This window comes from Pinibacter aurantiacus (assembly GCF_019130065.1).
Taxonomy (GTDB): Bacteria; Bacteroidota; Bacteroidia; order Chitinophagales; family Chitinophagaceae; genus Pinibacter; species Pinibacter aurantiacus.
Genome location: NZ_JAHSPG010000016.1, coordinates 347,804 through 371,218, shown reverse-complemented (window position 1 = coordinate 371,218; position 23,415 = coordinate 347,804). Strand labels below are relative to the sequence as shown.

The window sequence follows — 23,415 nt, the reverse complement described above, 5'->3', positions numbered from 1 at the left end:
CTCTACGTCATTTTAATCGATCATTTTTACACTAGCACCTTCGCTCAGGTTTATTTGTCCGTTCACTACTACTTCTTCACCTTCGTTAATACCTTCTACGACTTCTATGTTGTTACCAATCTCTCTGCCCGGAGTAATTTTTCTTACAATTGCTTTTCCATTTTCAACAACATATACATAAGGGTTCTTGAAGCTCTCAACCAATGCAGTACGTGGTATCAACAATAACGGAGCATTGCTTTTACGTGCAAAATCAACATATACATAAGTACCGGCTTTTAACGGATGCGCAGATGTGTTGGGTAATTTCACCTGTATTTGATAGTTGTGTGTAGCATCGCCTTTTTGACTGATGAATGAAATAGTGCCTTTAAATTTTTGATTTGGATATACGTCTGTAGTTACTGTTACAGGCTGGCCAACTTTTAAAGTATAGGCATCCTTTTCAGTAATCATCACATCTACTTTTAATGTGCTGATGTCTACGATAGAACCAAGCACCGCACCGGCGCTTACATACGTACCAGCTTCTAATTTCTTTACAACGATCTGTCCGCTGATTGGCGCTTTAATATTATTGTCAGCTATTTGCTGTTGCAATTGACTGATCTGATTTACTGTGTTATCGTAGTTGTATTTAATGTCCTGTACATTTTGTTCTGTAGTGGCATCACCTTCCAAAAGCTTCTTGTTGCGTTTGTAATCGCTTTCATATTTAGATTTCGCCAATTCAGACGCTTCGGTTTTTAATTGCAACATCTTGTTATCTATCTGCGCAATGGTTGCACCTTTTGCAACGTAGCTACCCAATTCAAAATTTACAGCCACCAGCTTACCACCCGCTGTCGCCATAATATCAGACTCCAGGATAGGAATAAGCGTTCCTGTTTTTATCAACTGATCGTTTACGTCTGCTTTCGCGACTTTGATCACGTTCACCGGGATCACGACGTTGCCCGTTGCAACCGGCTTTTTCTTCTCATCAATGTGTTTCTTATTGCTTGCTAGTCTCCATCCAATCAATCCAAGCACGCCGAGCACTAAAACTATAGGGATTATTCTTTTCATTTCTTTTGGTTTTATATTTTCTTAGTTGGTTGTTTATCTTGTTGAGGGCGAATGCGATTCGCCCCTACCATTTTCAATTCTCCATTTTCAATTTTCAATTTCTCACAGTTTATTGTAAAAATCTTCCAGCGAACCTTGTGCATTTGCTAAATCAAGTGCTGCAACGTAATAATTGATCATTGATTGAAGGAAGTTGTTTTGTGCCGAACTCCATGAACTTTCTGCATTTAGCAGATCGCTTAGAGAAGCTGTGCCGCCTCTGTACTGCAGGTTTACGTTATCGTATAAATCCTGCGACATTTCCATATTTCGTTTATCGCTAAGCAATGTTGTACGAGCCTGTTCACGTTTGTTGGTTGCATTTTGGAAAACCATGTTTGAATTGGATTGATTCAGCTTCAGATTTTCCTTTGCAGTACTGATGGCAATTTTTGCTTGTTTATACTGTGCATCTTTTTTGAAACCATCAAGCAAAGGAATAGTGAACTTTAAACCAATGGTGGAGTAGTCAAACTGATTAGAGAACACATCTCCGGCTGTTTTACCAATACCATTCAATCCATAGCGGCCAAACATAGACACTGTTGGAATGTAACCGGCACGAATAGATTTCGCGTTGATTTCATTCAACTCAATTTGTTTCTCCTGTATTTTATACGCGGTGGTGCTTGAATAATCAAATTCTCCGAACTGCGGTGTGGCCGTTACGTTTTGCACCCAGCGTGCAGTATCGGTCAACATTACATTTGCTGAAATATCCATTCCCATTGCATTTTTCAATCTGTTCAGGGCTATAGTATAATTGCTTTGTGCATTGGCAATTTGAGAATTGATGTTGTTCAAATTCACCTCAACCTGTTTTGCATTGATCCTTTTGCCTGTACCTTGCTCTGCCTGCAACTTTGTTACGTTGTACAGTTTTTCAGTGCGGGCCTTATTATCGTTCAGCAATTGAATTTGCTTTTGAATAACCAACACCTGGAAATATGAACTTGATATATTGTAAATGATCTGTTCGTTGGTTTGTTCTTTGTTAAGTTGAGACAACTCCATATTTGGCTGGTTTGCTTTGATCCCTAAAAGCAACGATTGATTAAACAACGGTTGATCAAGCTGGGCTGAAAGCGTAGAGCTATACGGTGACCCCATTGCTATTTTTGTAGGTTGATCATTAAACATCAGCTGGCTTGTTTGCAACTTCACGTTGTAATCGTACTCACCATTAATGTTCATCTGTGGTAGATACGCAGCAAGGGCTTCCCTGCCCTGTTCTTTTGATTTGGCGATATTATTTTCCGCCACTTTTACAGAGCTATGGTTTTGCAGACCATAGGATATACACTCTTTGAGTGATAAGTTATCCTGTGCGAAAACGGCTCCAAAGGGTAATAAAAAAATGAGCACTAAGATATTTCTCATAATATTTAACATTTGGTTGACATATCAATAGTTGATATATCAACATTATATACAAAAAAATTTTATTTGTTTTTAGCTTCCAATTTATCGGCTATGTCCATCAGGGCTTTCAGCATAGTATCTTTCTCTTCCACAGAAAATGCTTTAAACGCTTCCGCTTCCGCTTCTTTGGCAATGTTTTTCAGTTTATTTGCCAGGGCAATGCCATTCTTCGTGGGAATGAGATTGTTTCTCCGCTTGTCATTCACATCCTGTGAAACAATTACCAATCCTTTTTTAACCATGGTAGTGATCGATCGCATAACGGAAGATTTATCACGACCCAGTATATCTGCAACCTCCTGTTGTGACAATTCTTTCTTGGCACAAATCACCATCAGCACCGGCAATTGCTCCATTTGCAGTGGTATGTCAGACTTCTGCATCATATGGTTGCCGTTGCGAAACATGGCTTTTTGAATACGATGAAGCTGAAAATGTAAAGTCCCACGTAAATCGTCGAAAAGAGGACTATCCGATATGTCTTTTGGCATTTTCATATAGCAAAGTTACAATAGTTGACATATCAACCAAATTTATTTTAAAGAATTGGCACACAGATGACACGGATTGGACTGATTTACACAGCTGGTTGTAAATGGTCGAAAGGAACCGGTTGTTTATGTCCGTACAATTGTTTGATATCTGCCAACCAGCCATTCGTTTACAAAAAATGGCCGATTTCACAACACAAGTGTCTCAAACACAACTATCGTTGTTCAAAACTTCCCTATTTTTGGGAACTATTTAGCATGGATATAATTTTTGAAAGTTCAAATCTCGAAACTATCTATTTAACAGGGAAGGAGAAAGGCAAGCCTAAGTATGGTTTGGCTTTAATTAAAGCTTTTATTAAAACAGTTTTTGCACTTAGACGATTCAATAGTTTAAAAGAACTTACGCATCACAAAGGTTTGCGTTTCGAAAAATTATATAAGAATTACGATGGCTTCTATTCAGTAAAAGTAAACGATCAATACCGCTTGATCATTTCATTTACAGAAACAGTCGACAACAAAACTATTCTAACCATTACCAAAATAATTATTAACGACCTTACCGACTACCATTAATATTTTATGAGCAAAGAAAAGAAAACATACAAACCAGACGAATTATATAGCCGCATTGCTATTCACCCGGGAGAAATTTTGAAGGATGAACTTGAGGCCAGGGAGATTTCTAAGTCAGACGCTGCAAAGGGTCTTCAGGTTAGCCCGCAATATTTAAGTGACATATTCGCCGGACGTAGGAACTTTTCACCTGCATTTTGTGTAAATATCGAAAACTATCTGAAACTACAAGCTGAATACTGGATGCACTTGCAAGGCGATTATGATATAACTGTGGTAAGAAATTTAAAACTCGACCAAAAAGAAAAGAAGCCGGGAAAACAGTCAGCATTTCCTCGTTCAACCCATGCAATTGCAGCTCGCTCGAAATGATATATTTTAAAAATAAAGGTGCACCTCGAATTGAGACGCACCTTCCTTGAACGCTTATTCCTCTAGATCATTAACTGTTTTGAAGTTAATCAAAGTGTCAAGGTAAAGGAATTCACCGTTCTTTGATTAAGTATATTAAAATGCTGTGCCACGCCTGTTTCAACAATTCGAAAAAACTCATTAATTGAAAATCAGTCAGATATTTTTCAACCTGAATCAATCATCACTTTTTTGTAGAAATATCGCTACTTGATTCATGCAAATCGTTCTACAAATTTGAACATCAGGCTTTGATTAATTTTTTTCTGAGATATTTTCTAATTGGCTCATCAACAAACTTAAGTACCAGGTATGCAAATGCCAGTAGCAAAACTGTTCCAACAATTATTACTGGCGTCATCTCTTTAATATCGGGTTTTGCTTTAGCTACCCAGCTAAAAAATATCCAGATGAACGGATAGTGAACCATGTAAAGTGGGTAGGAAATATCACCAGAGAATTTGCAGATCTTCTTAACTCCGCTACGCAAATGCGCGCCTGCACCCAATGACACCATTAGTGGTAAATAAATGATTGCAATAACAGGATCGACTATCCAGGCAGTCTTATCACTCCAGGGAAACAAGAAGGCCAGCAAAGTGAGTATAGCAATTGGAATGAATCCAAGTTTGGATTTGATGATCCATCCATAGCGATAGATGACCATTCCCATTAAAAAAGAAAAGCTAACTCTGACAGGGCCGCCAATCCAATTGCTATCTGTAATGCCCCAGCCCAGTGAGAGAATTTTCCATTTGTATGAGACATAGACCACTAGCGCCGCAGATATTATAGTAAGAACCAGAAGTACTTTTTTGCTAAGCTTAACCAATACAAACGCATACACCACATTAATTACGTACTCCCAAAACAATGACCATGTTGGAGGATTCAAGTGAAACAAATTAAAATAACGCTCGGGTACTACAGCATATGGAATCATCAGGCAGGCAGTTACAAACATAACGATCACCTTGCCTGAATAAGAAAGCCAAAGATTGCTGAATGGATCAAATATAAAAGTAAGCAGTCCAAGAACTGAGCCGATTACAACGAGAGGATGCAAACGAATGAATCTCAATTTTAAGAAGGCAGTAGTTCCTATTTTTTGCAGCCTGTTGTCATAGGCATACGCGATCACAAAACCAGAAAGACAGAAAAAGAAATCAACGGCAAGGTAAGCATGTGCTATAAAACAATTGTTATAATCCGGCACTGCTATTTCCATGAAGTGATACACAACCACTGCAATGGCAGCGACTCCACGAAGTCCGTCAAGGATCTCAAAATGCTGTTTTGTTTTTAGAAGGTCATTTGCGCTTTTGCGCTCAAGGGTTAATTCTTGCTGCATCATTGGCTTTTAGCAATTATTTAGAAAGCTCCAAATATAAACCAACAGGCGTTAAACAAAAGAGGAACTGTTAAATAAAACAGTTCCTCTTTTAATTTTTATCGGTAAATAACCGCAATGACGCGGTAGAAACGCAGCTTTTACAGTTTACCACTAAGACGCTAAGGGCACAAAGAGTTTTTTCTTACCACAGAGTTCTCAGAGATTTTTTTCACAGAGGAAACGGAGAGTTTCACTAAGAGAGGTCTAAATTTGAAACAACCCTTAGTGAGGCTCAGCGCCCTTAGTGTCTTAGTGGTAAATATTCGAGGCTATACCACAAACCCCACACCCACAGTATTATTGCTGTATTCATCGATCAAAATGAAAGAACCGTTTTGTTTGTTCTCTGCATATTTATCTGCAAATACAGGCTGTGCAGTTTTGATAGAAATAAAACCAATTTCATTCAGGCCAAGCTTGCTAACGTCTTCTACATGATTGAAATCCTGTACGTTGATACTGCTAAACAAGTTACCAACTTTGGCTTTTACGCGGTTGATGCCATGTTGAAGCAAATAGTTTTTTCCAGGAACCAATGCATCATGATCCAACCAACAAACCTGCGCTGACAATTCTTTTGCAGAATGAAACGGCTGATTTTGCAGCACCAGCATGTCGCCGCGGCTCAAATCAATTTCATCCTCTAAAGTAATTACAACACTATCACCGGCCTCTGCATGATCAACAGAAACATCGTAGCGGAAAATATCTTTAATGTTGGATTCTCTCAAAGAAGGAAGGGCTATTACTCTGTCTCCTTTTTTCAAAACACCACTTGCCAACTTTCCGGAGAAACCCCTGAAATCATGATGTTCATTAGATTTCGGACGGATCACATACTGAACAGGGAATCTTGCCGGCAACTCATTTTCTTCGGTGTGCCAATCAAGGTTTTCAAGATGCTCAAGCAAAGCCGGGCCTTGATACCAGGACATATTTGAAGATGTTGACGCGATATTATCACCAAACAAAGAAGCGATTGGAATGAACTGCAAATGCTGTTTTTTGAAGTTTCCTTTGCCAGACAATGCGTTGAATTCTTCTTTAATCTTCTCGAATTGCTCTTGTGAATAATTCACCAGATCCATTTTGTTTACACACACTACTACATTGGAAATGTGCAGCAGGTTGGTAATATAGAAGTGACGATAGGTTTGCTCTGCAATGCCATTTCTTGCATCTACAAGAATAATCGCTACCTGTGCGTTGCTTGCACCGGTGATCATGTTTCTTGTATATTCCACGTGACCCGGCGTATCTGCAATAATGTATTTTCTTTTTGGTGTAGAGAAATAAATGTGCGCCACATCAATCGTGATACCTTGTTCACGCTCTGCAATAAGGCCGTCTGTTAAAAGGCTGAGATCAAGATAATCGACGCCTCTTCTTTTGCTGGCTTTTTCAATCGCCTCGAGTTTATCTGTTGTAATGCTATTGGTTTCATACAACAATCTTCCGATCAATGTACTTTTACCATCGTCTACACTACCTGCAGTTGCAATTCTAAGTACTTCCATAGTTTTTCTGTTCGTTAAGAGTTTTAATACTAATGTACTTCGTACATTCAATCACTATCGTTATTTCAAAAATTCCAAAACTGCCATCCACAATATTCTCAGGCTTGATAAACTTACCAAACCGCCTACTGCGAAGAGCATATATTTCATTGGTATTTTACCAACTAATCTCGCTGCTATTGGTGCTGCGATCAAACCACCGATGATAAGACCGGCGATATCTGTCAGCGGCAAACTTTTCAAAAGAATGAAAAAAGTAAGCGTGCTTGACAGCACCACAAAAAATTCTGTCAAACAAACTGATCCAACGATGTAACGAGGATTTTTTGCTTTTGACAATAATGTACTTGTTACCAAAGAACCCCAGCCGCCGCCTGCAAAAGCATCCATGAAACCACCTGCAGAAGCGAGCCATCCGGCATTTTTTATCTTACCCTCTTTTCTCCTTTTTGCAAATGCCTTTGTTATGATACGAACACCTAAGTACAAAGTATACACTGAAAGTATTGGTCTTACTATATGTGCCGATTCCTTTGCATACACAGCCAGTACCGCTCCCCCGATCGCTCCAATACATCCCGGCACTACCAATGCCTTGAACAACTTTTTGTTTACGTTGCCAAACTTACGGTGGCTATATCCGGACACTGCGCTTGAAAACACACGTGCGGAGTGAACGCGGCTACTCACAATAGCGGGATTTACCCCCACAGAAAGCAGAATACTTGTTGAAATAACACCATAGCCCATACCCAACGCACCATCTACAAATTGAGCCAAAAAACCTGTGAATAGCATGAGTAAAAACCAACCGTGGTCAATATTTCCAAGCGCGGTTTTACCAAAGTCTGCTATTTCTTTAAATGGTATATAAGACAGAACCGCGTGCCCGATGATCATAAATACAAATGCAAAAATGCACCAGGTTACAATGCGTTTCCATTTCTTATCACTCACCATTGGCGGTTGGTCAACGGTAAGTGGTGTTTCAACTGGTGTCTGATTATCAACCAACACTTTGGTGATGCTATTCAGCTGCTGCACTTTGTTATGAAAATCACCGTTAAGACTTTGTCTTATTTGCTGCATGTTGTCTAGCACCTGTTCCAATTCATCAGGAAGCATTTCATTGAATACTTCTTTCAATCTTTTTGCAACGGTGGGTGATTTACCATTGGTGCTTACTGCAATTTTCAGATGGCCTTTGTTTACAATGCTGCTCAAATAAAAATCACACAGATCTGGCGTGTCAGCAACATTGGCAAGTATACCTCTTTCAGCCGCCTCTGCCTTCACTTCCGCATTTAAAGACCTGTCTGCCGTTGCAGCAAAAACAAGATCCTTGCCATCAAGATCAGACGCTTCAAAAGGCTTTTCCAGCAACACAACGTTGTCATTGCCAATCACCATGTTTCTTATCTCCGCGCTGATCTCTTTTGCCACAACTGTAACCCTTGCATCTGGAGAGCAATTCATTACAGAAGTCATTTTCTCTGTACCGACAAAACCTCCACCCACTATTAGTAGGTGGAGGTTCTCCAGTTTCAGAAAAACGGGATATAAATTATTTTCTGTCGTTCGTGTTTCTTGCATTTATTGCTTCTCTTTGTTTGTCAGTCGTGAATGGTCAATCGTCAATCGTGAATCAAACAGTCAATACAGTTCACTATGCGCTATCGATTCATCATTTTTATTTCCGTGTTTCGCATTCACGTTTCACCATTCACTTTTCACGAAGGTTTATGCGATAAGCCCCTACTTGTCTCCCTGGAATAGGCCGTCAACTATGATAGTTGCGTAATACAATCCACCAATTGTCGGGCCGCCTGCATATTGATAATATCTATTGTTAAACAGATCTGCTGCTCCCACCTTAACTGTGCTTCTCAATTTTGGCAAACTGTATGTTACCTGCGCATCAATTGTATTGAATGCATTAACAGTACCGGTTACCAAAGGACTTTCCCAAAGGAACGAATCCTGCCATTTCCACACAATATTAAAGCCAACATTGTTTATTACTTCACGGTTGCCAAACGATACGTTCGTTGTCCATTTTGGCGTGTTAAAACCTGTTACGAAAACGTCGTTCGTAGCATTGGTTTTAATATCATTATAGCTTACGTTACCGGAGATTGTAAATTTCTTATAAAAATTATAAGTAATCGCTAAAGCGGACCCGTAACTGTGATATTTATTTTTTGCGTTGGTGTACACACGATAGCGGTCCTGGCCCTTGCTTGCAGAGTTGCCACCACTTGCGGTTGTTGCGTCGCGGTTGCGGTCAAGCATAGCGATTACTGCAGCATCAGAACCCACTGTTTCGCCCTTCGGTACAAATACCTGCACCTGGCCGAGGAAACCTGTGTAAACATTTGAATAAGCGTCGATATCAACGATCACTTTGTTATCAAACAACACTGTTTTGTAGCCAACCTCAAATGAGTTGATCTTTTCCGGAGTAGCGTTTGGAAGATTTGCCCATACGAGCAAATTCCTATTTGCCAATGCCGCAGCATCCGTATTGCCCTGCGCTTTCACCGCTGCGTTAAAGTTGACAACAGACTGTTGCGTATAGCTATTATCAAGATAGCCTAGTCCTTCGTTGATGTAAGGAAGACTACCCACACGCTTCACACGGCCGTTGTTTACGTAAGACAATGCTTCAAACAACGCCGGAAAACGATAGCCCTGCTGATAAGTGAAACGGAAATTGTGAATCTTGTTAGCTGTATAAACAGCGGCTATGCGCGGTGTGAATTTTCCTGTAAACTCTGGGTTGTAATCATATCTTAAGGAACCGAACAATTTCAGTTTCTCATCAAAGAATGTTTTGGTTATCTGTGCAAATCCACCGAATTTTTTATAGTATACGTTCGCGCCAAAGTCACTGGAATCTGGCACTTTGCCATCTACTGACACGGGCTTGTTACGTTGATCAATTGGCCTGCTGAAATCTACGAAGTTGTTACCGTCTGGAATGATTTCATAGATACGAGCATCTGCACCAACCAACAGGTTAAAATATTTTACGTGACGTGAAAGATCCCACTGGCCTTCTGCATGGTACATGCGGCTTTTCTGAATCAAAGCTGCACCGCCCGTTACAGGCGCATCAGGAATGGCAGATGATTTAATATCCCAGTTGTTGATGTGGCGAATGGTATTTACCAGGTCATTAAATTCTTTTGTGCCAGGCTCTACGCGGCCTGCGTCTGCCTGCTGACGTGCAAAGATGGTTGCATCCGCAAGGTTGCTGGAGTTAAGCGCCCCACCGTGATTGGTAGCGTATTGTTGTAAAGCCGTTTTATATTTCGCACCCCACGCACTTGCACTTCCACCGCTGTACAGATCAAGGTTATCTGCAAGAGGTTTTACGTTGTAAGAGTCGCCTGTGTTTTCAAGAGACACATAGGTGCGTACCAGAAAATCTTGTCCTTTCAACTCTAACTTGTGATTTTGCACACGCACATTATCAAGCTGCACTTTGTTACCACGTTGGAACACACCGTCCATTTTACCGAAACGGTAGCTATAGGAGATTTCTGTTTTCGGTGTAAAACGATAGTAAACAGATCCGTCTAATTTCAGGTTGTCAACTTTTGGGCTCACCAGGTCTTTTTCCCAATAACCAGTACGAGCTACAGTCAGCGTTTGGTTTGCTTGTCCGTTGATATTTAAACCTGTAACAGAAACAGTATTACTTCCTGCCAGAGCGTCATCACCATATTTATTCCAACCATCAAACGCTGCATTAGCATTGTTCAATTCGGGGAACTGAGGATTGGCAGATTTTAAGTTGTTTGGATTCTGGTCGCTGTGATTGTCAGAGCGCCAGTCGGTACCACGCAAATAATCTACGTTTACCTTGAATGCGAATTTATTGTTGAAAGCTTTTGCATAACGCAAAGCTGATTCTGTTAACAAGGAAGGAGAATGATCAATGCCGTCAACATGGTTAACACCTGTTCTTTGGTAAATGCTCAAACCCTGGTATTGGAATGGATTCTTTGTAATAAGGTTAGCCATCCCGTTGATCGCGTTCATGCCATACAATGCAGAAGCTGCGCCGGGAGTGATTTCCACCGTCTGGATATCCAGCTCAGTTGGTCCGATTGCATTTCCCAAAGGCACACCCAAAGTAGCGGCTTGCATATCCACTCCGTCTACCAACTGCATGAAGCGGAAGTTGTTTGGAATATTGAAACCTCTTGTATTAGGCACTTTAAATGTGAGCGAAGAAGTGGTAAGCTGCACACCTTTCACGTTGCCCAATGCATCGTAAAAAGATGGCGCAGGACTTTCTTTTAATGCGCGAATATCAAGTTTCTCGATCGCAACAGGAGAACGCATGATCTTTTCAGATTGGCGGCTGGCCGTTACTACTACTTCGTTTGCATAAAAAGTTTGCGTGAAAAGCTGAACCCTGATTTTATCGCTTAGCGATTTTACATTTACTTCTTTGGGCGCAAAGCCAACGCCTGTGAGCACTAAAACAAATGGAGGTTGTTTCGCTGTAACCAATTTGAAATTACCGAGGCTATCACTTACAGTTCCTGTGCTGGTTCCTTTAATCTGTATAGAAATACCATCCAATGCCAATTGGCGGTCGTCGGTTACTTTGCCCGACACCTCGATGGCGCCATTCAACTGGGCCTTCGCATTGGTGAATATTAATGTAGAGACTAAAATGATTATAACAATTTTAATGTTATTGGTAAATAACTTTTTCATTGAAGAAAGCGGTTAATTTTTGGAAATTTTTCTATGTAGAATCTTATTACTATGGTCTTATCAAAATGTCCTGCCGGACGCGTGGTTTACAAATATTGCCCCCAAGGGCAGCATTTGCTGGCTGATAAGATCATATATGTAACATTTACTTTTTTCATAATTCTACTAATTAGGTAGAGTATTGATGACACAAAAATAAGAGTCTTATTTTATTATCCTACTAATTTAGTAGAATTTATTTTTTTATTTTCCAAAACCGCCTTTTCAAAGAACTGAGATAATTAATAATTAATAATTAAAAATTAATAGGGTGTTCTGCCAATTTGTGGTTAGTCTCTCTGGTTCTCAACTCCTTAGAGAGTTACAAACCAATCTTGATGTCAACTCTATTAATTACTAATTATTAATTATTAATTCCTAAAAATATCCGTCTTTCTTCCGCTGCTCCATCGCTGCTTCGCTGCGCTGATCGTCCATGCGGGCGCCGCGTTCAGAGATTTTTGCAGCGAGAATTTCGGTAATGATATCGTCGATGTTATCTGCTGTAGATGCTACTGCAGCTGTACAGGTCATATCCCCTACTGTACGGAAACGAACTGTATGGTTGAACGGAACTTCCTGTTCTGTTGTATTCAAAAATTCAGATTTTGGCCACAACATGCCGTCTCTTGTAATCACGCTTCTTTCGTGTGAATAGTAAATGGATGGTATTTGAAGATTTTCTTCTTTTATGTAGGTCCATACGTCAAGCTCTGTCCAGTTGCTGATCGGGAACACACGCACGTTTTCACCACGGTTGATCTTTCCGTTCAGCAAACCGAATAATTCAGGTCTTTGCTTTTTAGGATCCCATTGACCGAAGTCATTTCTCACAGAGAAGATTCTTTCTTTTGCACGAGCCTTTTCTTCATCTCTTCTCGCACCACCTATACAAGCATCGAATTTGAATTCTTCAATTGTATCTAGTAAGGTAACAGTCTGCAAAGCATTACGGCTCGCATATTTACCTGTTTCTTCTTTTACTTTTCCCGCATTAATGCTGTCCTGTACATAACGCACAATCAGTTCTGCTCCGGTTTCTTTCACCAACCAGTCACGGAAAGCGATTGTTTCAGGAAAGTTGTGACCAGTATCGACATGCACCAATGGAAAAGGAATTTTTCCGGGCCAAAAAGCTTTTTGTGCCAATCTAACGAGTGTAATTGAGTCTTTACCTCCACTAAACAACAACGCAGGACGTTCAAACTGCGCAGCCACTTCCCTTAGTATATAGATGCTTTCATCTTCAAGGCTGCGTGGAAAAGACGGAATACTTTTACTTGACATTCTATTTGGTTTAATTTAACCAGGCTGACGAAAATCATGTGTCCCCTGGTTGGATAATATTAATTCATTCAAAATTTTCAATCGTGAAAGGTCAATCGTGAAACGGGAATTGGTTGCCTATAATGCTGTTTTTCAAAATAATTAGCGAACAACATTCACGATTCACGTTTCACCATTCACGCTTTCACTCCATGCAATCCGCACTCTTTTTGAGAGGTTTCCCACCACCATCTTCCTGCTCTGATGTCCTCTCCCGGCTCGATTGCTCTTGTACAAGGCTGACATCCGATGCTCAAAAATCCTTTGTCGTGCAGTGTATTGTAAGGAATATTATTAGTCGCAAGATATTGTAATAACTGTTCAAAAGTCCAGTCAATCAGTGGGTTGATTTTAATCAGGTTTCTTGCTGCATCGTACTCTGCTACCTTCACTTCGTTCCTGTTAGCAGATTGGTCCGCACGCAAACCGGTGATCCAGATTTTTGCTCCTTGCAATGCTCTGTTCAGCGGCTCTACCTTTCTGATGAAGCAACATTCCTTGCGGTTTTCAACAGACTCATAGAAACTGTTAGGGCCTTTCGCATTCACCATTTCCTCTACACGTGCCGCATTCGGGAAATATACTTTAACAGGCACTTTATAACGGGCGATCGTTTTATCGATCAACTCATATGTTTCCTGGAAAAGTCTTCCTGTATCCAGCGTGAAAATTTCAATTGGCAGTTTTTGTTTTGCGATCATATAAGTGATCGCCTGATCTTCCTGCCCTAAAGATGTTGAGAAAACAACTCCTTCACTATATAAGGAAACGATCTTTTGCAATCGCTCTTCAGCCGTTAATGGCTCGAGAGCATCGATGATATCCTGCAAAGTCTTTGAAATATTTTCACTCATAGTTTTTGTTGATTTTTTTGCAGGGCGAATGCGATTCGCCCCTACCATTTTCAACTTTCCACTTTCAATTTTCAATTAAAACAATCCCTCAATAGACAGATACCTTTCTCCTGTATCATAGTTAAACGTCAACACCGTGCTGCCTTCTGGAATTTCGCTCAATTTTTTCGCTACTGCTGCCAGTGCTGCACCGCTTGAAATACCAATGAAAAGACCTTCTTCTTTTGCTGCACGTTGCGCATAGTCGAAAGATTCTTCTTTACCTACTTCTATAACGCCGTCCAATATTTTAGTATCTAAAATAGATGGTATAAAACCAGCTCCTAAACCTTGCAGTGGGTGAGGCCCCGGACTACCACCACTTAATACTGGCGATAATTCCGGCTCTACCGCGAATACTTTTGTTTTAGGGAATTTTGCTTTCAACACTTCTGCCACGCCTGTGATGTGACCGCCCGTACCAACACCCGTAATGATGTAATCAACTCCATTTGGAAAATCCTTCAAAATTTCCTGAGCAGTTGTTTGACGATGCACTTCTGTGTTTGCAGGGTTGTCGAACTGTTGTGGCATCCACGCGTGTGGAGTTGCTTCAACCAGTTCTTTTGCTTTTTCAATAGCGCCTTTCATGCCTTTCTCTCTTGGAGTCAGTTCAAAAGAAGCGCCATATAAGCTCATCAATCTTCTGCGCTCAATGCTCATGCTTTCCGGCATTACCAAAATGATCTTGTAACCTTTTACTGCTGCTACCATTGCCAGGCCGATACCAGTGTTACCAGATGTTGGTTCGATGATGACACTGTCTTTGTGCAACAAACCTTTCTTCTCCGCATCTTCGATCATTGCCAAAGCAATACGATCTTTAATGCTGGCACCGGGATTGGCACGCTCCAGTTTTACGTACACTTTATGTTTATCACCAAACAGTCTGTTGATCTTTACGTGTGGTGTATTACCAATTGTTTCTAGAATGTTGTTAGCGATCATTGTTTTTCGTTTTTATTTTTTGGTTGGAGTTAAAGACCGAAGTCAAAAGTTAAAAATCAAAAGTCAAAATAGCCTGACTGTCGCTCTTTGTTTTCATCTTTTGATTATTCCCATTTTTGACTTTTTACTTTTAAATTTTTCCTTTTTAAATCACCCAATTCAACGGCTCGTTATAATCTCTTTTGTCTTTCACCGTTACCACTGGTTGGTGATAGGCGATGCTGTGTGCCGGAATGCTGTACGTGATAAAACAGTTACCTCCTACGATTGAATCGCGCCCTATCACTGTATCACCACCAAGGATCGTACTGTTAGCATAAATGATCACGCCATCTTCAATAGTTGGGTGGCGCTGACCTGTGGTTTCCTTCTTTACTGCCAGTGCGCCCAAAGTCACGCCCTGGTAAAGTTTCACGTTCTTTCCAATTACCGTTGTTTCTCCAATTACCACACCTGTTCCATGATCGATAATAAACGGTACGCCAATTTTTGCGCATGGATGAATATCGATACCTGTTACCGAATGCGCCCACTCAGTGATGATGCGTGGCACGATCGGTAATTTTAAATTGCAGAGTTTATTCGCAATTCTATAAGCCGCTACTGCAAGGAAGCCAGGATAAGTGATGATCACTTCATCAATACTTTTTGCAGCAGGGTCAAACTCAAGCAATGCGTTGGCGTCTTCAATCAGTTTCTCCTTTATTTCGTTTAAAGATGAAAGAAACGGATCGCAAATATTGGCTTCATAGTATTTGCTCTTTTCATCGAATGAGTATAGAATATCAAGCAGCCCGTTTTTCAAAGCTTCTGCTTTGCGTTGGTGCTTGTTAAGAAATGCCTGTTCATTTTCCACGATAGGGAAAAGGTAATTGATCACATCCTGTGCAAACTTCACTACGGCCTCTTTTTGAGGAATGTTTTTGCTGAGTATATATCCGGGATATTGATTCGCCATATTCGTTTGTTAGTTGTTTAGGGTTGACAGATGTTCTTCTATATTGTTTGACACAATTGTCTTTGCCAGGGCATCGCCATTTGCGGCAAACGATTCTGTAATATTTGTAAAACCTGCTTTCTTTAAAGCTGCTGTTGTGCTCGGCCCGATGGAGAACACCGCATTTGCCTTGTCGAAATCAAGTTTATTTTCTGCTAATAATTTTTCAACTTCATCTACTGCTGATGGACTTGCAAAAGTGATCGCATCGAATTTTGATTGCAATTGCTTCAGTTCGCCTTCATCAAAATCAGGCTCCACATTTTCATAGGCTGTCACCTGTGTAACAGTTGCTCCCAGTTGATGCAGCTCTTTTACCCAACCGGTCAGGGTTTTATTGCTTGTTGGATGCAGCAGCCGCAATTCGTAAGGCTGCGAACATTGATGTAACAGGAAGAGCGCCATCTGTTGTCCGGTAGAAATAGCGGGCGTTAAATCGCTTTCAATGCCGTAATGTTTCAATACCGTTCTTGTTTCTTTACCCACGGTCGCTACTTTGCAATTGTGCAGATAGCGTGCATCTTTTCCTGCTTTTGCCAGGTGTTTGAAAAATGCATGTACGCCGGCAACAGAAGTAAACGCCAGCCAGTTGTACTGATGCAGGTTTGCAATTTCGTTTTGTAATGCTTCGTTTTCTTCCGCGATTTTGATGTCGATCAAAGGAACATGTGTTACCATAGCACCTTCTGCAACAAGATCAGCATACAAACTTTTCAAAGAGTTGCTGGCATGTGTCAGCAAGATATGTTTATGGGTGAGCGGTTTGCTTTCGAACCACTCTAAAGGTTTGTGATATTTTACCACTTCACCTACAACGATGAGCGCGGGCATGCCGATTTGTTTTTCGGCTGCAAGACTTTCGATGTTGTCGAGTGTGCCGGTTACAGTTCTTTGCAGCGGTGTTGTGCCATGTTCGATGATCGCGATGGGTGTATCTGCCGGTTTACCATTTGCAGATAAGTTTTGCACTACCTGCGGCAAATTTTTTACGCCCATGTAAAACACTATGGTTCCATCGAACGCTGCTAGCAATGGCCAGTTGATGATTTGTTTGTCGGCAGTTTCTTTTTGATGCGCCGTTACAAACAACACTCCTGTCGATGCTTCACGATGTGTGACCGGTATACCCGCATAAGCAGGAACAGCAATGCCGGCCGTTACACCGGGAATTATTTCAAAATCAATTCCGTGTTTTATCAAATAATCTGCTTCTTCCGCGCCTCTGCCGTATACGAACGGATCGCCGCCCTTAAGGCGAACAACGATGTTGCCATCTACAGCGTATTCCAGCAGTTTTTCATGAATGGCGTCTTGTCTGTTTGCGCATGCAAAAGGCAGTTTGCCTACATAAATCTTGTTGGCGCCCGGTTTGCAGAAATCAAGCAGGCGGCGGTTCACAAGGTTGTCATATAAAACAACATCGGCTTTTTGCAATACTTCTTTTGCCTTCAACGTCAGCAAGCCTTCATCCCCAGGACCGGCTCCCGTGATGTACACTTTAGATCGTATTTTATTTGGCGTATTCATATTACAAAAGTCCCTTTTTTCTTCAGTATTTTCTATTATTTGTAGACCCAAATCTTTACCACTGAGACCCGTCCGAATGGCTTTAGCCGGGCGGGCACTTAGGGCACTGAGCCTCACTAAGGGTTGTTTTTAGTTCATGCTTCTCTTAGTGAAGCTTAGTGTACTTAGTGACTTAGTGGTAAATCTTGCTCTTATTCTCCGTGAAAATCTGCGGTCAAATTTTTATGTTCAATTACTTTTTTTCTTACCAGGAAATCTCCGAAATGCTCATCTTTCCCTTTCTCTGCGGCAAATTGGCCGATCAGCGGATCGAGCGTATTCAGGATCTCTTCTTCGCTTAACGATTCTTTGTACAAGACGTTCATTCTATCACCTTCGAAAGACGCGCCGAGGTAAAGGTTGTATTTTCCCGGAGCTCTTCCTACAAACCCAATCTCTCCCAGGTACGGACGACCGCAACCGTTAGGGCAACCGGTCATACGAATCGTGATCGGTTCGTTTTGGAGTTTATGTTTTCCGAGCAAACCTTCAATTTTATCTACCAATTCCGGTAAATATCTTTCACCTTCGGCATTTGCCAGCGGGCACACATTCAGCGCCACGCAAGCCATTGAATGCAATCTCAAAGGCGTTTTATCCTGCTCAGGCAAAATATTGTACTGCTTTAAAAGCTTGTCGATCTCTGGTTTCTTTTTATCGCTGATGTTACCTAGCACTACGTTCTGGTTACCAGTGAGGCGAAAATCGCCATCGCTTATTTTAGCGATCTCGCGAAGCCCGGTACGAAGTGGATATTTCTCTGTGTCTTTTACACGGCCACCTTCTACAAACAGTGTGATGAACCATTTGCCATTGGCACCTTTTACCCAACCATAGCTATCACCGTTAGTCGTGAATTTGAACGGTTTTGCAGGCTCGATATCGTAGCCAAGTCTTTTATTCAATTCTACTACCAGAAAATCCAAACCGATTCTTTCAACGGTATATTTCATTCTTGACAAACGGCGATTTTCCCTGTTACCGTAGTCGCGCTGGATGGTCAATATTTTTTCACACACATCAACGATTTTGTCGGTTGGCGCAAAACCAATCACATTGCCAAGGCGCGGATGCGTTGTGTTGTCACCGAAAGTCATTCCCATACCACCTCCAACGCTAATATTGAAGCCGAGTAGTTTTTTGTCTTTTTCAATAGCGATCAAACCAAGGTCATGCGCAAAAACGTCTGTATCATTGTATGGAGGAATTGCGAGTGTGATCTTGAACTTTCTTGGCAGATACACCTTTCCGTAGATCGGCTCTTCTATTTCTTCTGTTAAACCATTGCCTGCAACCACTTCATCGTTCAACCATATTTTATAGTAAGAAGAAGTTCTTGGATTCAAGTGATCACTGATCTGCCTTGCAACATCCTGTACATCATCGTGAATGTAACTGGTGTTGGGATTCACTGTATTCATCACATTTCTGTTCACATCACCGCAAGCTGCGATGGTGCTCAACAATGAATCGTTGATCTCTTTAATTGTATTTTTGAGGTTGTGCTTTAAAATGCTGTGCAACTCAAAAGCCTGTCTCGTGGTGAGTTTCAGCGTAGGCATGCCGTATTTATCCGCAATATTATCGAGGTCGATCCATTGTTTTGGTGTAGCCACACCACCCGGTACACGTACACGGATCATGAACGAATACAAGGGTTCCAGCTTTTGCGCTTTGCGCTCTTTATCCAGTTCGCGGTCGCTTTGCACATACGAACCGTGAAATTTTATCAGTTGCTGATCCTGCGCAAACAAGTTACCAGACACCTGATCATCCAAGCTCTCAGGCAATGTACCACGCAGGTATTGGCTTCTCTCTTTTATATGCTCTACTTCGGAAAGTTTGCTTTTATCTTCGTTCATAACAAGTTGATGGTTAGAGAGGAACGCTGATTTTCATGATTCTCAAGATTTATTAAGATTTTGAATCAGTTTCCTGTTTAGATTACTTTTAGATTTCTTGTTTAAAAGATCAGCGCAAATCATGACAATCTGCGTCATCTGCGTTCTGCTTTTTAATACACGTCTTCTTGTAAGCGTCCTGCCTTAATCAATTCCTTCACAAAATGCACGGCTTCTTCGTGGCTAATGGCGGCTTGTTTTTCTACGATATCGATCAATGTGTTTCTTACATCTCTCGCCATTTGTTTCGCGTCGCCGCAGATGTAGAAGTGCGCACCTTCTTTCAGCCATTTATAGATTTCCGCTGCGTTTTGTTGCAGGCGATGTTGTACGTAAACTTTTTTGTCTGTGTCGCGGGAGAACGCAGTATTCATGTGCGCAAGCGCTCCGCTTTTCAGGTGACGCTGCCATTCGAGCTGGTAAAGAAAGTCGGTGGTGAAATTGCGATCGCCAAAGAACAACCAGTTTTTTCCTTTTGCTCCTGTCGCCGCTCTTTCTTCAACGAAAGCTCTGAAAGGCGCGATACCAGTGCCCGGACCAACCATGATCACGGGTGTATTTTCATTTTCCGGTAAACGGAAAGATTCATTTTTTTCGATGAAGACATCTACTGAATCACCCACATTCAACAACTCTGCAACGTGGTTTGAGCAAACGCCTTTGCGTGCCCTGCTACCAGTTTCAAACAATACCTGGCCGATGGTTAAATGCACTTCGTCTTCATGTTCTTTGATAGAAGAGGCGATAGAATACAGTCTTGCCTGCAATGGTAACGCAAGATTGATGAACTCTTCTGCAGTGATGCCGTGTGCATAAGCAAGGAGGATGTCGAGTACATCTTTTCCGTAAAGAAAAGCAACCAATTCTTTTTTGTTGTCGAGAATGGCTTTTAATGCGGCCGCATCTTTTTCATTTTTCTTTTGCTCTGCATAATGCAACAGCTTTTCCAGCAATACACCGGAAACCGTGGTCAATTCTATATGACTTGCAAGAATTTCTTCCAGGGGAAGTAAGTGATCTTTGTAAACGAGTGTAGAAGCACCGTCCCATTTGGTTTGTGCCAACACTTCGCTTACCAGTGCTGAATTATTTTTTGCAAAAATACCAACGGTGTCGCCTGGCAAATATGTTAAGCCGCTGCCTTCGAGTGACAGTTCCAAATGGTATGTTTTCTTTTGCGAACCGCGACCGTTCAATTGTACTTTTTCCAATACGGTTGCTGCAAAAGGATTTTTTCTATTGTAAACAACTTTCTTCACTGCGGGCGCTACCGCTGTTGCTACAGTTGATTTTGCCACAACGGAAGTACCGTTTGTATGATTTAGTTGTGCGAGTAATTTGGTGGTAACATTTTCGATCCATTGTTCAGCTGCTTCTTCAAAGTCCACGTCAGCATCTACCCTGTCGGCAATTCTATCGCCGCCCAGTTCTGCTAAGCGTTTGTCAAAGTCTTTACCAGTCTGGCAGAAGTTAACATAACTCTGATCACCTAATGAGAGCACTGCATATTTTGCGCCGCCAAGTTTAGGTGCTTTACGGTTATGGATAAATGCGTGAAGGTCTTCAGCCGCCGGGGGAGGATCGCCTTCGCCGTGGGTACTAACGATAACGAGCAGGTATTTTTCGTCCTTCAGCTTGGTGGCATTGTACTGGTTCATGTCCTGAAGGGAAACAGATAAACCTCTTGCCACTAATTTTTCATGTAAAGATTTCGCTACACTTTTGCTGTTGCCGGATTTGGAACCAAACAAAACGGTCACTGGTGTGGCCGAAACGTTTGCTACCTCAGCCGGCGCGATCGTTTCCTGCACGTTAGGAAATTGGTTTAACAGGTCAAGTAATTGCTTGTTTGCCTGGTTCAGCCCGGTTAAGTACCCAGCTAACCATTGCAGTTGCTGAGGTTCAAAACTCTGTAATAATTGCTGCACCTGCTGCTTCTCGTTAGCAGTAAATAATGGTGATGTTATCGTGAACTGTTCGTTACTCATGGCTGATTTTTAAAAAAAAGCCCTTCGTGAGAAGGGCAATATAAAAACGTACATATAAATGTTCGGCCCCCCGGCAAGCTACCGTGAACAACAACATATATTATGTGACATATTTAATACCATATTCGATTTGTGATACGAAAATAAGGACTATTCCCTACATCTCCTATAATTTTAATAGGAATTGTTAGAAAAAAATTTATTTCCTTGATTATCAGATAGAAAAATCAGATGGAAAGTTTACATCTCTGTTTATAAGGTCTCGCAATGACTTGCCGCCCAGCACTTTTAAGGTAACATCCCGCACTTCTAAAAAAGCACCTCTGATGGGACATTTCGGCTCCGGGTAGGGGCAAATGCGACAAGGCTCATAAAACACTTTGCTCACACAAGGGAGCAAAGCCACGGGGCCGTCCATAGCCCGCATGATCTGCACAAGCATAATTTCTTCCGGCGCTTTGGTTAGATAGTACCCTCCGCCCTTTCCGGTGCGACTTCCCAAAATGCCCGCTTTTCTTAACTCCAATAAAATGGCCTCAAGAAATTTATAGGGAATCTTTCTTTCCTCCGCAATTTGATTGATCGGTATATATCCTTGCTGATATCGCTCACCCAAATACGTTAATGCATGGATGGCGTACTGCGCTTTGTTTGATAGCATAGGGGGTAAAATTAGTTTTTTTGTTGAAACGAGGAAGAGAGAAGAGGAATTAGGAATTAGAAATTAGGAATTAGGAGTTGAAAGCCGTAGTAGGATAATATTACTATTAGTAAAGAAAGACTGCTTGTCATCCTGAGGAACGAGGGATCGGGGCGCTCCTCTAACAAGCTGATGCAGCAAGTCTCAGATCCCTCGTTCCTCGGGATGACAAGTCGCATTCACTTAATTTTTTCAGCAACACAAAGGCTTCGGTAATTTGCGTCGCAGCATCGCGACGCAAATTACCGAAGCCTTCGTCTTCAAATTCCTAATTCCTAATTGTCCCCACCCTCACCTGAATGTTATTCCCTCCCCCCTCTCGAAACGTTGAGTTCACTGCACCAATTGTGTTTTTATCGAGTTGATAGATGGAGGCCCACAGCGTTTTTGGCCATGCCTGATCAATCGTTCGCCATGTTTTACCAAAGTCGTCACTGATGGAATAATTGCTGGAGTTGGAAGTAACCACAAGACTTCCGTTTGACAATGCTAAAATATATGGCCCGCCCAATTGATCAGGAATGATGGTGCCCAAACCCGTTGGCCAGTTGACTCCGTCTTTACTGATTTTAAAATAGATGTTGCATTTCTGAGGTCCGCATACTTCATATACCACAATAAACTGACCGTTTTTCATCTTCGTCCACACGGGCATGCCGGGGCGTGATGCGTTGTGGCCCTCTTCGTACGCAACCCAAATTTCCTTGCCCCATGTAGCGCCGTTGTCATCAGATATTTTTTGCGAGATGATCTGGCTGTATGATGGGTTTGCCGTTACGTGAATTTCGTTTGCATACATCACAGATAATTTTCCGTTGTCGAGAAAATACATGTGAGGTTCGTATACGCCTTTATCTGGCTTACCAAGTTCGCCTGGCCTTCCTTCATTTTGATCGATAATACTGACGCGTGTCCAGCTTACACCATTGTCCTTGCTCTTGTAGACCGGCAATAGATAAGATTCCTGCCATCTTACCGAACGACATGCCATGCGCAAAGAACCGTCTTTGCACTGGATCATTTCTGCGTTGTCAAGATCACGACCATGATCCGAGATCACGGAAATCGGCTTCCACGTTTTTCCATTATCGTTGCTTTTTGATACTTCCAATTCAAGACCACCGGTTGAATCCCTGGCATAACCATTATTGCGAGAAACGGTATACGCTGCGAGCCATGTGCCATTAGTGAGTTTGAGCAATCGTGCATACTGCGAACCGTAGCGGCCCTGATGCCTTCCGTCTGTACCTCCGGCTTCTGATACTTTTCCCGCATCATTAAAAACAGGAACGTCGTTGATCAATACTTTTTCTTTCCACTCTATGTTAGTTTTTGTTTGGGCAAACATGCTGCTGCAAGTTGCCAACATGGCAAAGGTGAGCAATGAACGTAATTTCATAAAT

At 41.6% G+C, this 23,415-nt stretch carries 18 protein-coding genes; 2 read left to right on the top strand and 16 right to left on the bottom strand.

What is annotated here, in order from left to right:
* Positions 1 to 12: 12 nt before the first annotated feature.
* From KTO63_RS22570 to KTO63_RS22560, 3 genes are all read right to left on the bottom strand, one after another.
* The gene (locus KTO63_RS22570) at positions 13 to 1,068 is read right to left on the bottom strand and encodes an efflux RND transporter periplasmic adaptor subunit (RefSeq protein WP_217794223.1); all 1,056 of its coding nucleotides are present in this window, start codon (positions 1,066 to 1,068) and stop codon (positions 13 to 15) included.
* A gap of 102 nt (positions 1,069 to 1,170) precedes the next feature.
* A complete protein-coding gene (locus KTO63_RS22565) occupies positions 1,171 to 2,487 on the bottom strand; it encodes a TolC family protein (protein WP_217794222.1) in 1,317 nt (438 codons plus the stop codon).
* A gap of 62 nt (positions 2,488 to 2,549) precedes the next feature.
* Positions 2,550 to 3,026: a MarR family winged helix-turn-helix transcriptional regulator gene (locus KTO63_RS22560; RefSeq protein ID WP_217794221.1), complete on the bottom strand. Its 477-nt coding sequence runs from the start codon at positions 3,024 to 3,026 to the stop codon at positions 2,550 to 2,552.
* A 252-nt stretch (positions 3,027 to 3,278) separates the two neighbouring features.
* On the opposite strand from KTO63_RS22560, the gene KTO63_RS22555 reads away from it, so the two are divergent.
* Together KTO63_RS22555 and KTO63_RS22550 are read left to right on the top strand one after the other, a co-directional pair.
* The gene (locus KTO63_RS22555; RefSeq protein WP_217794220.1) at positions 3,279 to 3,599 is read left to right on the top strand and encodes a type II toxin-antitoxin system RelE/ParE family toxin; all 321 of its coding nucleotides are present in this window, start codon (positions 3,279 to 3,281) and stop codon (positions 3,597 to 3,599) included.
* A gap of 6 nt (positions 3,600 to 3,605) precedes the next feature.
* Positions 3,606 to 3,971: a HigA family addiction module antitoxin gene (locus tag KTO63_RS22550; protein ID WP_217794219.1), complete on the top strand. Its 366-nt coding sequence runs from the start codon at positions 3,606 to 3,608 to the stop codon at positions 3,969 to 3,971.
* A gap of 283 nt (positions 3,972 to 4,254) precedes the next feature.
* On the opposite strand, the gene KTO63_RS22545 is transcribed toward KTO63_RS22550, so the two are convergent.
* From KTO63_RS22545 to KTO63_RS22485, 13 genes are all read right to left on the bottom strand, one after another.
* The gene (locus tag KTO63_RS22545) at positions 4,255 to 5,364 is read right to left on the bottom strand and encodes an acyltransferase family protein (protein WP_232373294.1); all 1,110 of its coding nucleotides are present in this window, start codon (positions 5,362 to 5,364) and stop codon (positions 4,255 to 4,257) included.
* A 308-nt stretch (positions 5,365 to 5,672) separates the two neighbouring features.
* Positions 5,673 to 6,920: a sulfate adenylyltransferase subunit 1 gene (locus tag KTO63_RS22540; RefSeq protein ID WP_217794218.1), complete on the bottom strand. Its 1,248-nt coding sequence runs from the start codon at positions 6,918 to 6,920 to the stop codon at positions 5,673 to 5,675.
* Between the two features lie 60 nt (positions 6,921 to 6,980).
* Positions 6,981 to 8,513 carry a TSUP family transporter gene (locus tag KTO63_RS22535; RefSeq protein ID WP_217794217.1) on the bottom strand — a complete coding sequence of 511 codons (1,533 nt, stop codon included), beginning with the start codon at positions 8,511 to 8,513 and terminating at the stop codon, positions 6,981 to 6,983.
* Positions 8,514 to 8,675: 162 nt separating this feature from the next.
* On the bottom strand, positions 8,676 to 11,654 hold the full coding sequence (locus KTO63_RS22530) for a TonB-dependent receptor (protein WP_217794216.1): 2,979 nt from the start codon (positions 11,652 to 11,654) through the stop codon (positions 8,676 to 8,678).
* Between the two features lie 417 nt (positions 11,655 to 12,071).
* Positions 12,072 to 12,980, bottom strand: a complete 909-nt coding sequence (cysD, locus tag KTO63_RS22525) for a sulfate adenylyltransferase subunit CysD (protein WP_217794215.1) — start codon at positions 12,978 to 12,980, stop codon at positions 12,072 to 12,074.
* Positions 12,981 to 13,156: 176 nt separating this feature from the next.
* Positions 13,157 to 13,873, bottom strand: coding sequence for a phosphoadenylyl-sulfate reductase (locus KTO63_RS22520; RefSeq protein WP_217794214.1), 717 nt, complete (start codon positions 13,871 to 13,873; stop codon positions 13,157 to 13,159).
* A gap of 75 nt (positions 13,874 to 13,948) precedes the next feature.
* A complete protein-coding gene (gene cysK, locus KTO63_RS22515) occupies positions 13,949 to 14,860 on the bottom strand; it encodes a cysteine synthase A (protein ID WP_217794213.1) in 912 nt (303 codons plus the stop codon).
* Between the two features lie 145 nt (positions 14,861 to 15,005).
* Positions 15,006 to 15,818, bottom strand: a complete 813-nt coding sequence (locus KTO63_RS22510) for a serine O-acetyltransferase (RefSeq protein ID WP_217794212.1) — start codon at positions 15,816 to 15,818, stop codon at positions 15,006 to 15,008.
* A gap of 9 nt (positions 15,819 to 15,827) precedes the next feature.
* Positions 15,828 to 17,384 (bottom strand): uroporphyrinogen-III C-methyltransferase, encoded by a 1,557-nt coding sequence (gene cobA / locus KTO63_RS22505; protein WP_217794211.1) that lies wholly within the window; start codon positions 17,382 to 17,384, stop codon positions 15,828 to 15,830.
* Between the two features lie 191 nt (positions 17,385 to 17,575).
* Complete coding sequence (locus KTO63_RS22500) at positions 17,576 to 19,285, bottom strand: NADPH-dependent assimilatory sulfite reductase hemoprotein subunit (protein WP_217794210.1); 1,710 nt, start codon at positions 19,283 to 19,285, stop codon at positions 17,576 to 17,578.
* 152 nt (positions 19,286 to 19,437) lie between these two features.
* Complete coding sequence (locus KTO63_RS22495) at positions 19,438 to 21,312, bottom strand: assimilatory sulfite reductase (NADPH) flavoprotein subunit (RefSeq protein WP_217794209.1); 1,875 nt, start codon at positions 21,310 to 21,312, stop codon at positions 19,438 to 19,440.
* A 214-nt stretch (positions 21,313 to 21,526) separates the two neighbouring features.
* Positions 21,527 to 21,973 carry an RrF2 family transcriptional regulator gene (locus KTO63_RS22490; protein WP_217794208.1) on the bottom strand — a complete coding sequence of 149 codons (447 nt, stop codon included), beginning with the start codon at positions 21,971 to 21,973 and terminating at the stop codon, positions 21,527 to 21,529.
* A 307-nt stretch (positions 21,974 to 22,280) separates the two neighbouring features.
* Complete coding sequence (locus KTO63_RS22485; protein WP_217794207.1) at positions 22,281 to 23,411, bottom strand: sialidase/neuraminidase family protein; 1,131 nt, start codon at positions 23,409 to 23,411, stop codon at positions 22,281 to 22,283.
* Positions 23,412 to 23,415 lie beyond the last annotated feature (4 nt).

Bases quoted from the DNA above. Each gene is read 5' to 3' on its own strand.
- KTO63_RS22570 (WP_217794223.1), bottom strand. From the start codon at position 1,068: ATGAAAAGAATAATCCCTATAGTTTTAGTGCTCGGCGTGCTTGGATTG.
- KTO63_RS22565 (WP_217794222.1), bottom strand. From the start codon at position 2,487: ATGAGAAATATCTTAGTGCTCATTTTTTTATTACCCTTTGGAGCCGTT.
- KTO63_RS22560 (WP_217794221.1), bottom strand. From the start codon at position 3,026: ATGAAAATGCCAAAAGACATATCGGATAGTCCTCTTTTCGACGATTTA.
- KTO63_RS22555 (WP_217794220.1), top strand. From the start codon at position 3,279: ATGGATATAATTTTTGAAAGTTCAAATCTCGAAACTATCTATTTAACA.
- KTO63_RS22550 (WP_217794219.1), top strand. From the start codon at position 3,606: ATGAGCAAAGAAAAGAAAACATACAAACCAGACGAATTATATAGCCGC.
- KTO63_RS22545 (WP_232373294.1), bottom strand. From the start codon at position 5,364: ATGATGCAGCAAGAATTAACCCTTGAGCGCAAAAGCGCAAATGACCTT.
- KTO63_RS22540 (WP_217794218.1), bottom strand. From the start codon at position 6,920: ATGGAAGTACTTAGAATTGCAACTGCAGGTAGTGTAGACGATGGTAAA.
- KTO63_RS22535 (WP_217794217.1), bottom strand. From the start codon at position 8,513: ATGCAAGAAACACGAACGACAGAAAATAATTTATATCCCGTTTTTCTG.
- KTO63_RS22530 (WP_217794216.1), bottom strand. From the start codon at position 11,654: ATGAAAAAGTTATTTACCAATAACATTAAAATTGTTATAATCATTTTA.
- cysD (WP_217794215.1), bottom strand. From the start codon at position 12,980: ATGTCAAGTAAAAGTATTCCGTCTTTTCCACGCAGCCTTGAAGATGAA.
- KTO63_RS22520 (WP_217794214.1), bottom strand. From the start codon at position 13,873: ATGAGTGAAAATATTTCAAAGACTTTGCAGGATATCATCGATGCTCTC.
- cysK (WP_217794213.1), bottom strand. From the start codon at position 14,860: ATGATCGCTAACAACATTCTAGAAACAATTGGTAATACACCACACGTA.
- KTO63_RS22510 (WP_217794212.1), bottom strand. From the start codon at position 15,818: ATGGCGAATCAATATCCCGGATATATACTCAGCAAAAACATTCCTCAA.
- cobA (WP_217794211.1), bottom strand. From the start codon at position 17,384: ATGAATACGCCAAATAAAATACGATCTAAAGTGTACATCACGGGAGCC.
- KTO63_RS22500 (WP_217794210.1), bottom strand. From the start codon at position 19,285: ATGAACGAAGATAAAAGCAAACTTTCCGAAGTAGAGCATATAAAAGAG.
- KTO63_RS22495 (WP_217794209.1), bottom strand. From the start codon at position 21,312: ATGAGTAACGAACAGTTCACGATAACATCACCATTATTTACTGCTAAC.
- KTO63_RS22490 (WP_217794208.1), bottom strand. From the start codon at position 21,973: ATGCTATCAAACAAAGCGCAGTACGCCATCCATGCATTAACGTATTTG.
- KTO63_RS22485 (WP_217794207.1), bottom strand. From the start codon at position 23,411: ATGAAATTACGTTCATTGCTCACCTTTGCCATGTTGGCAACTTGCAGC.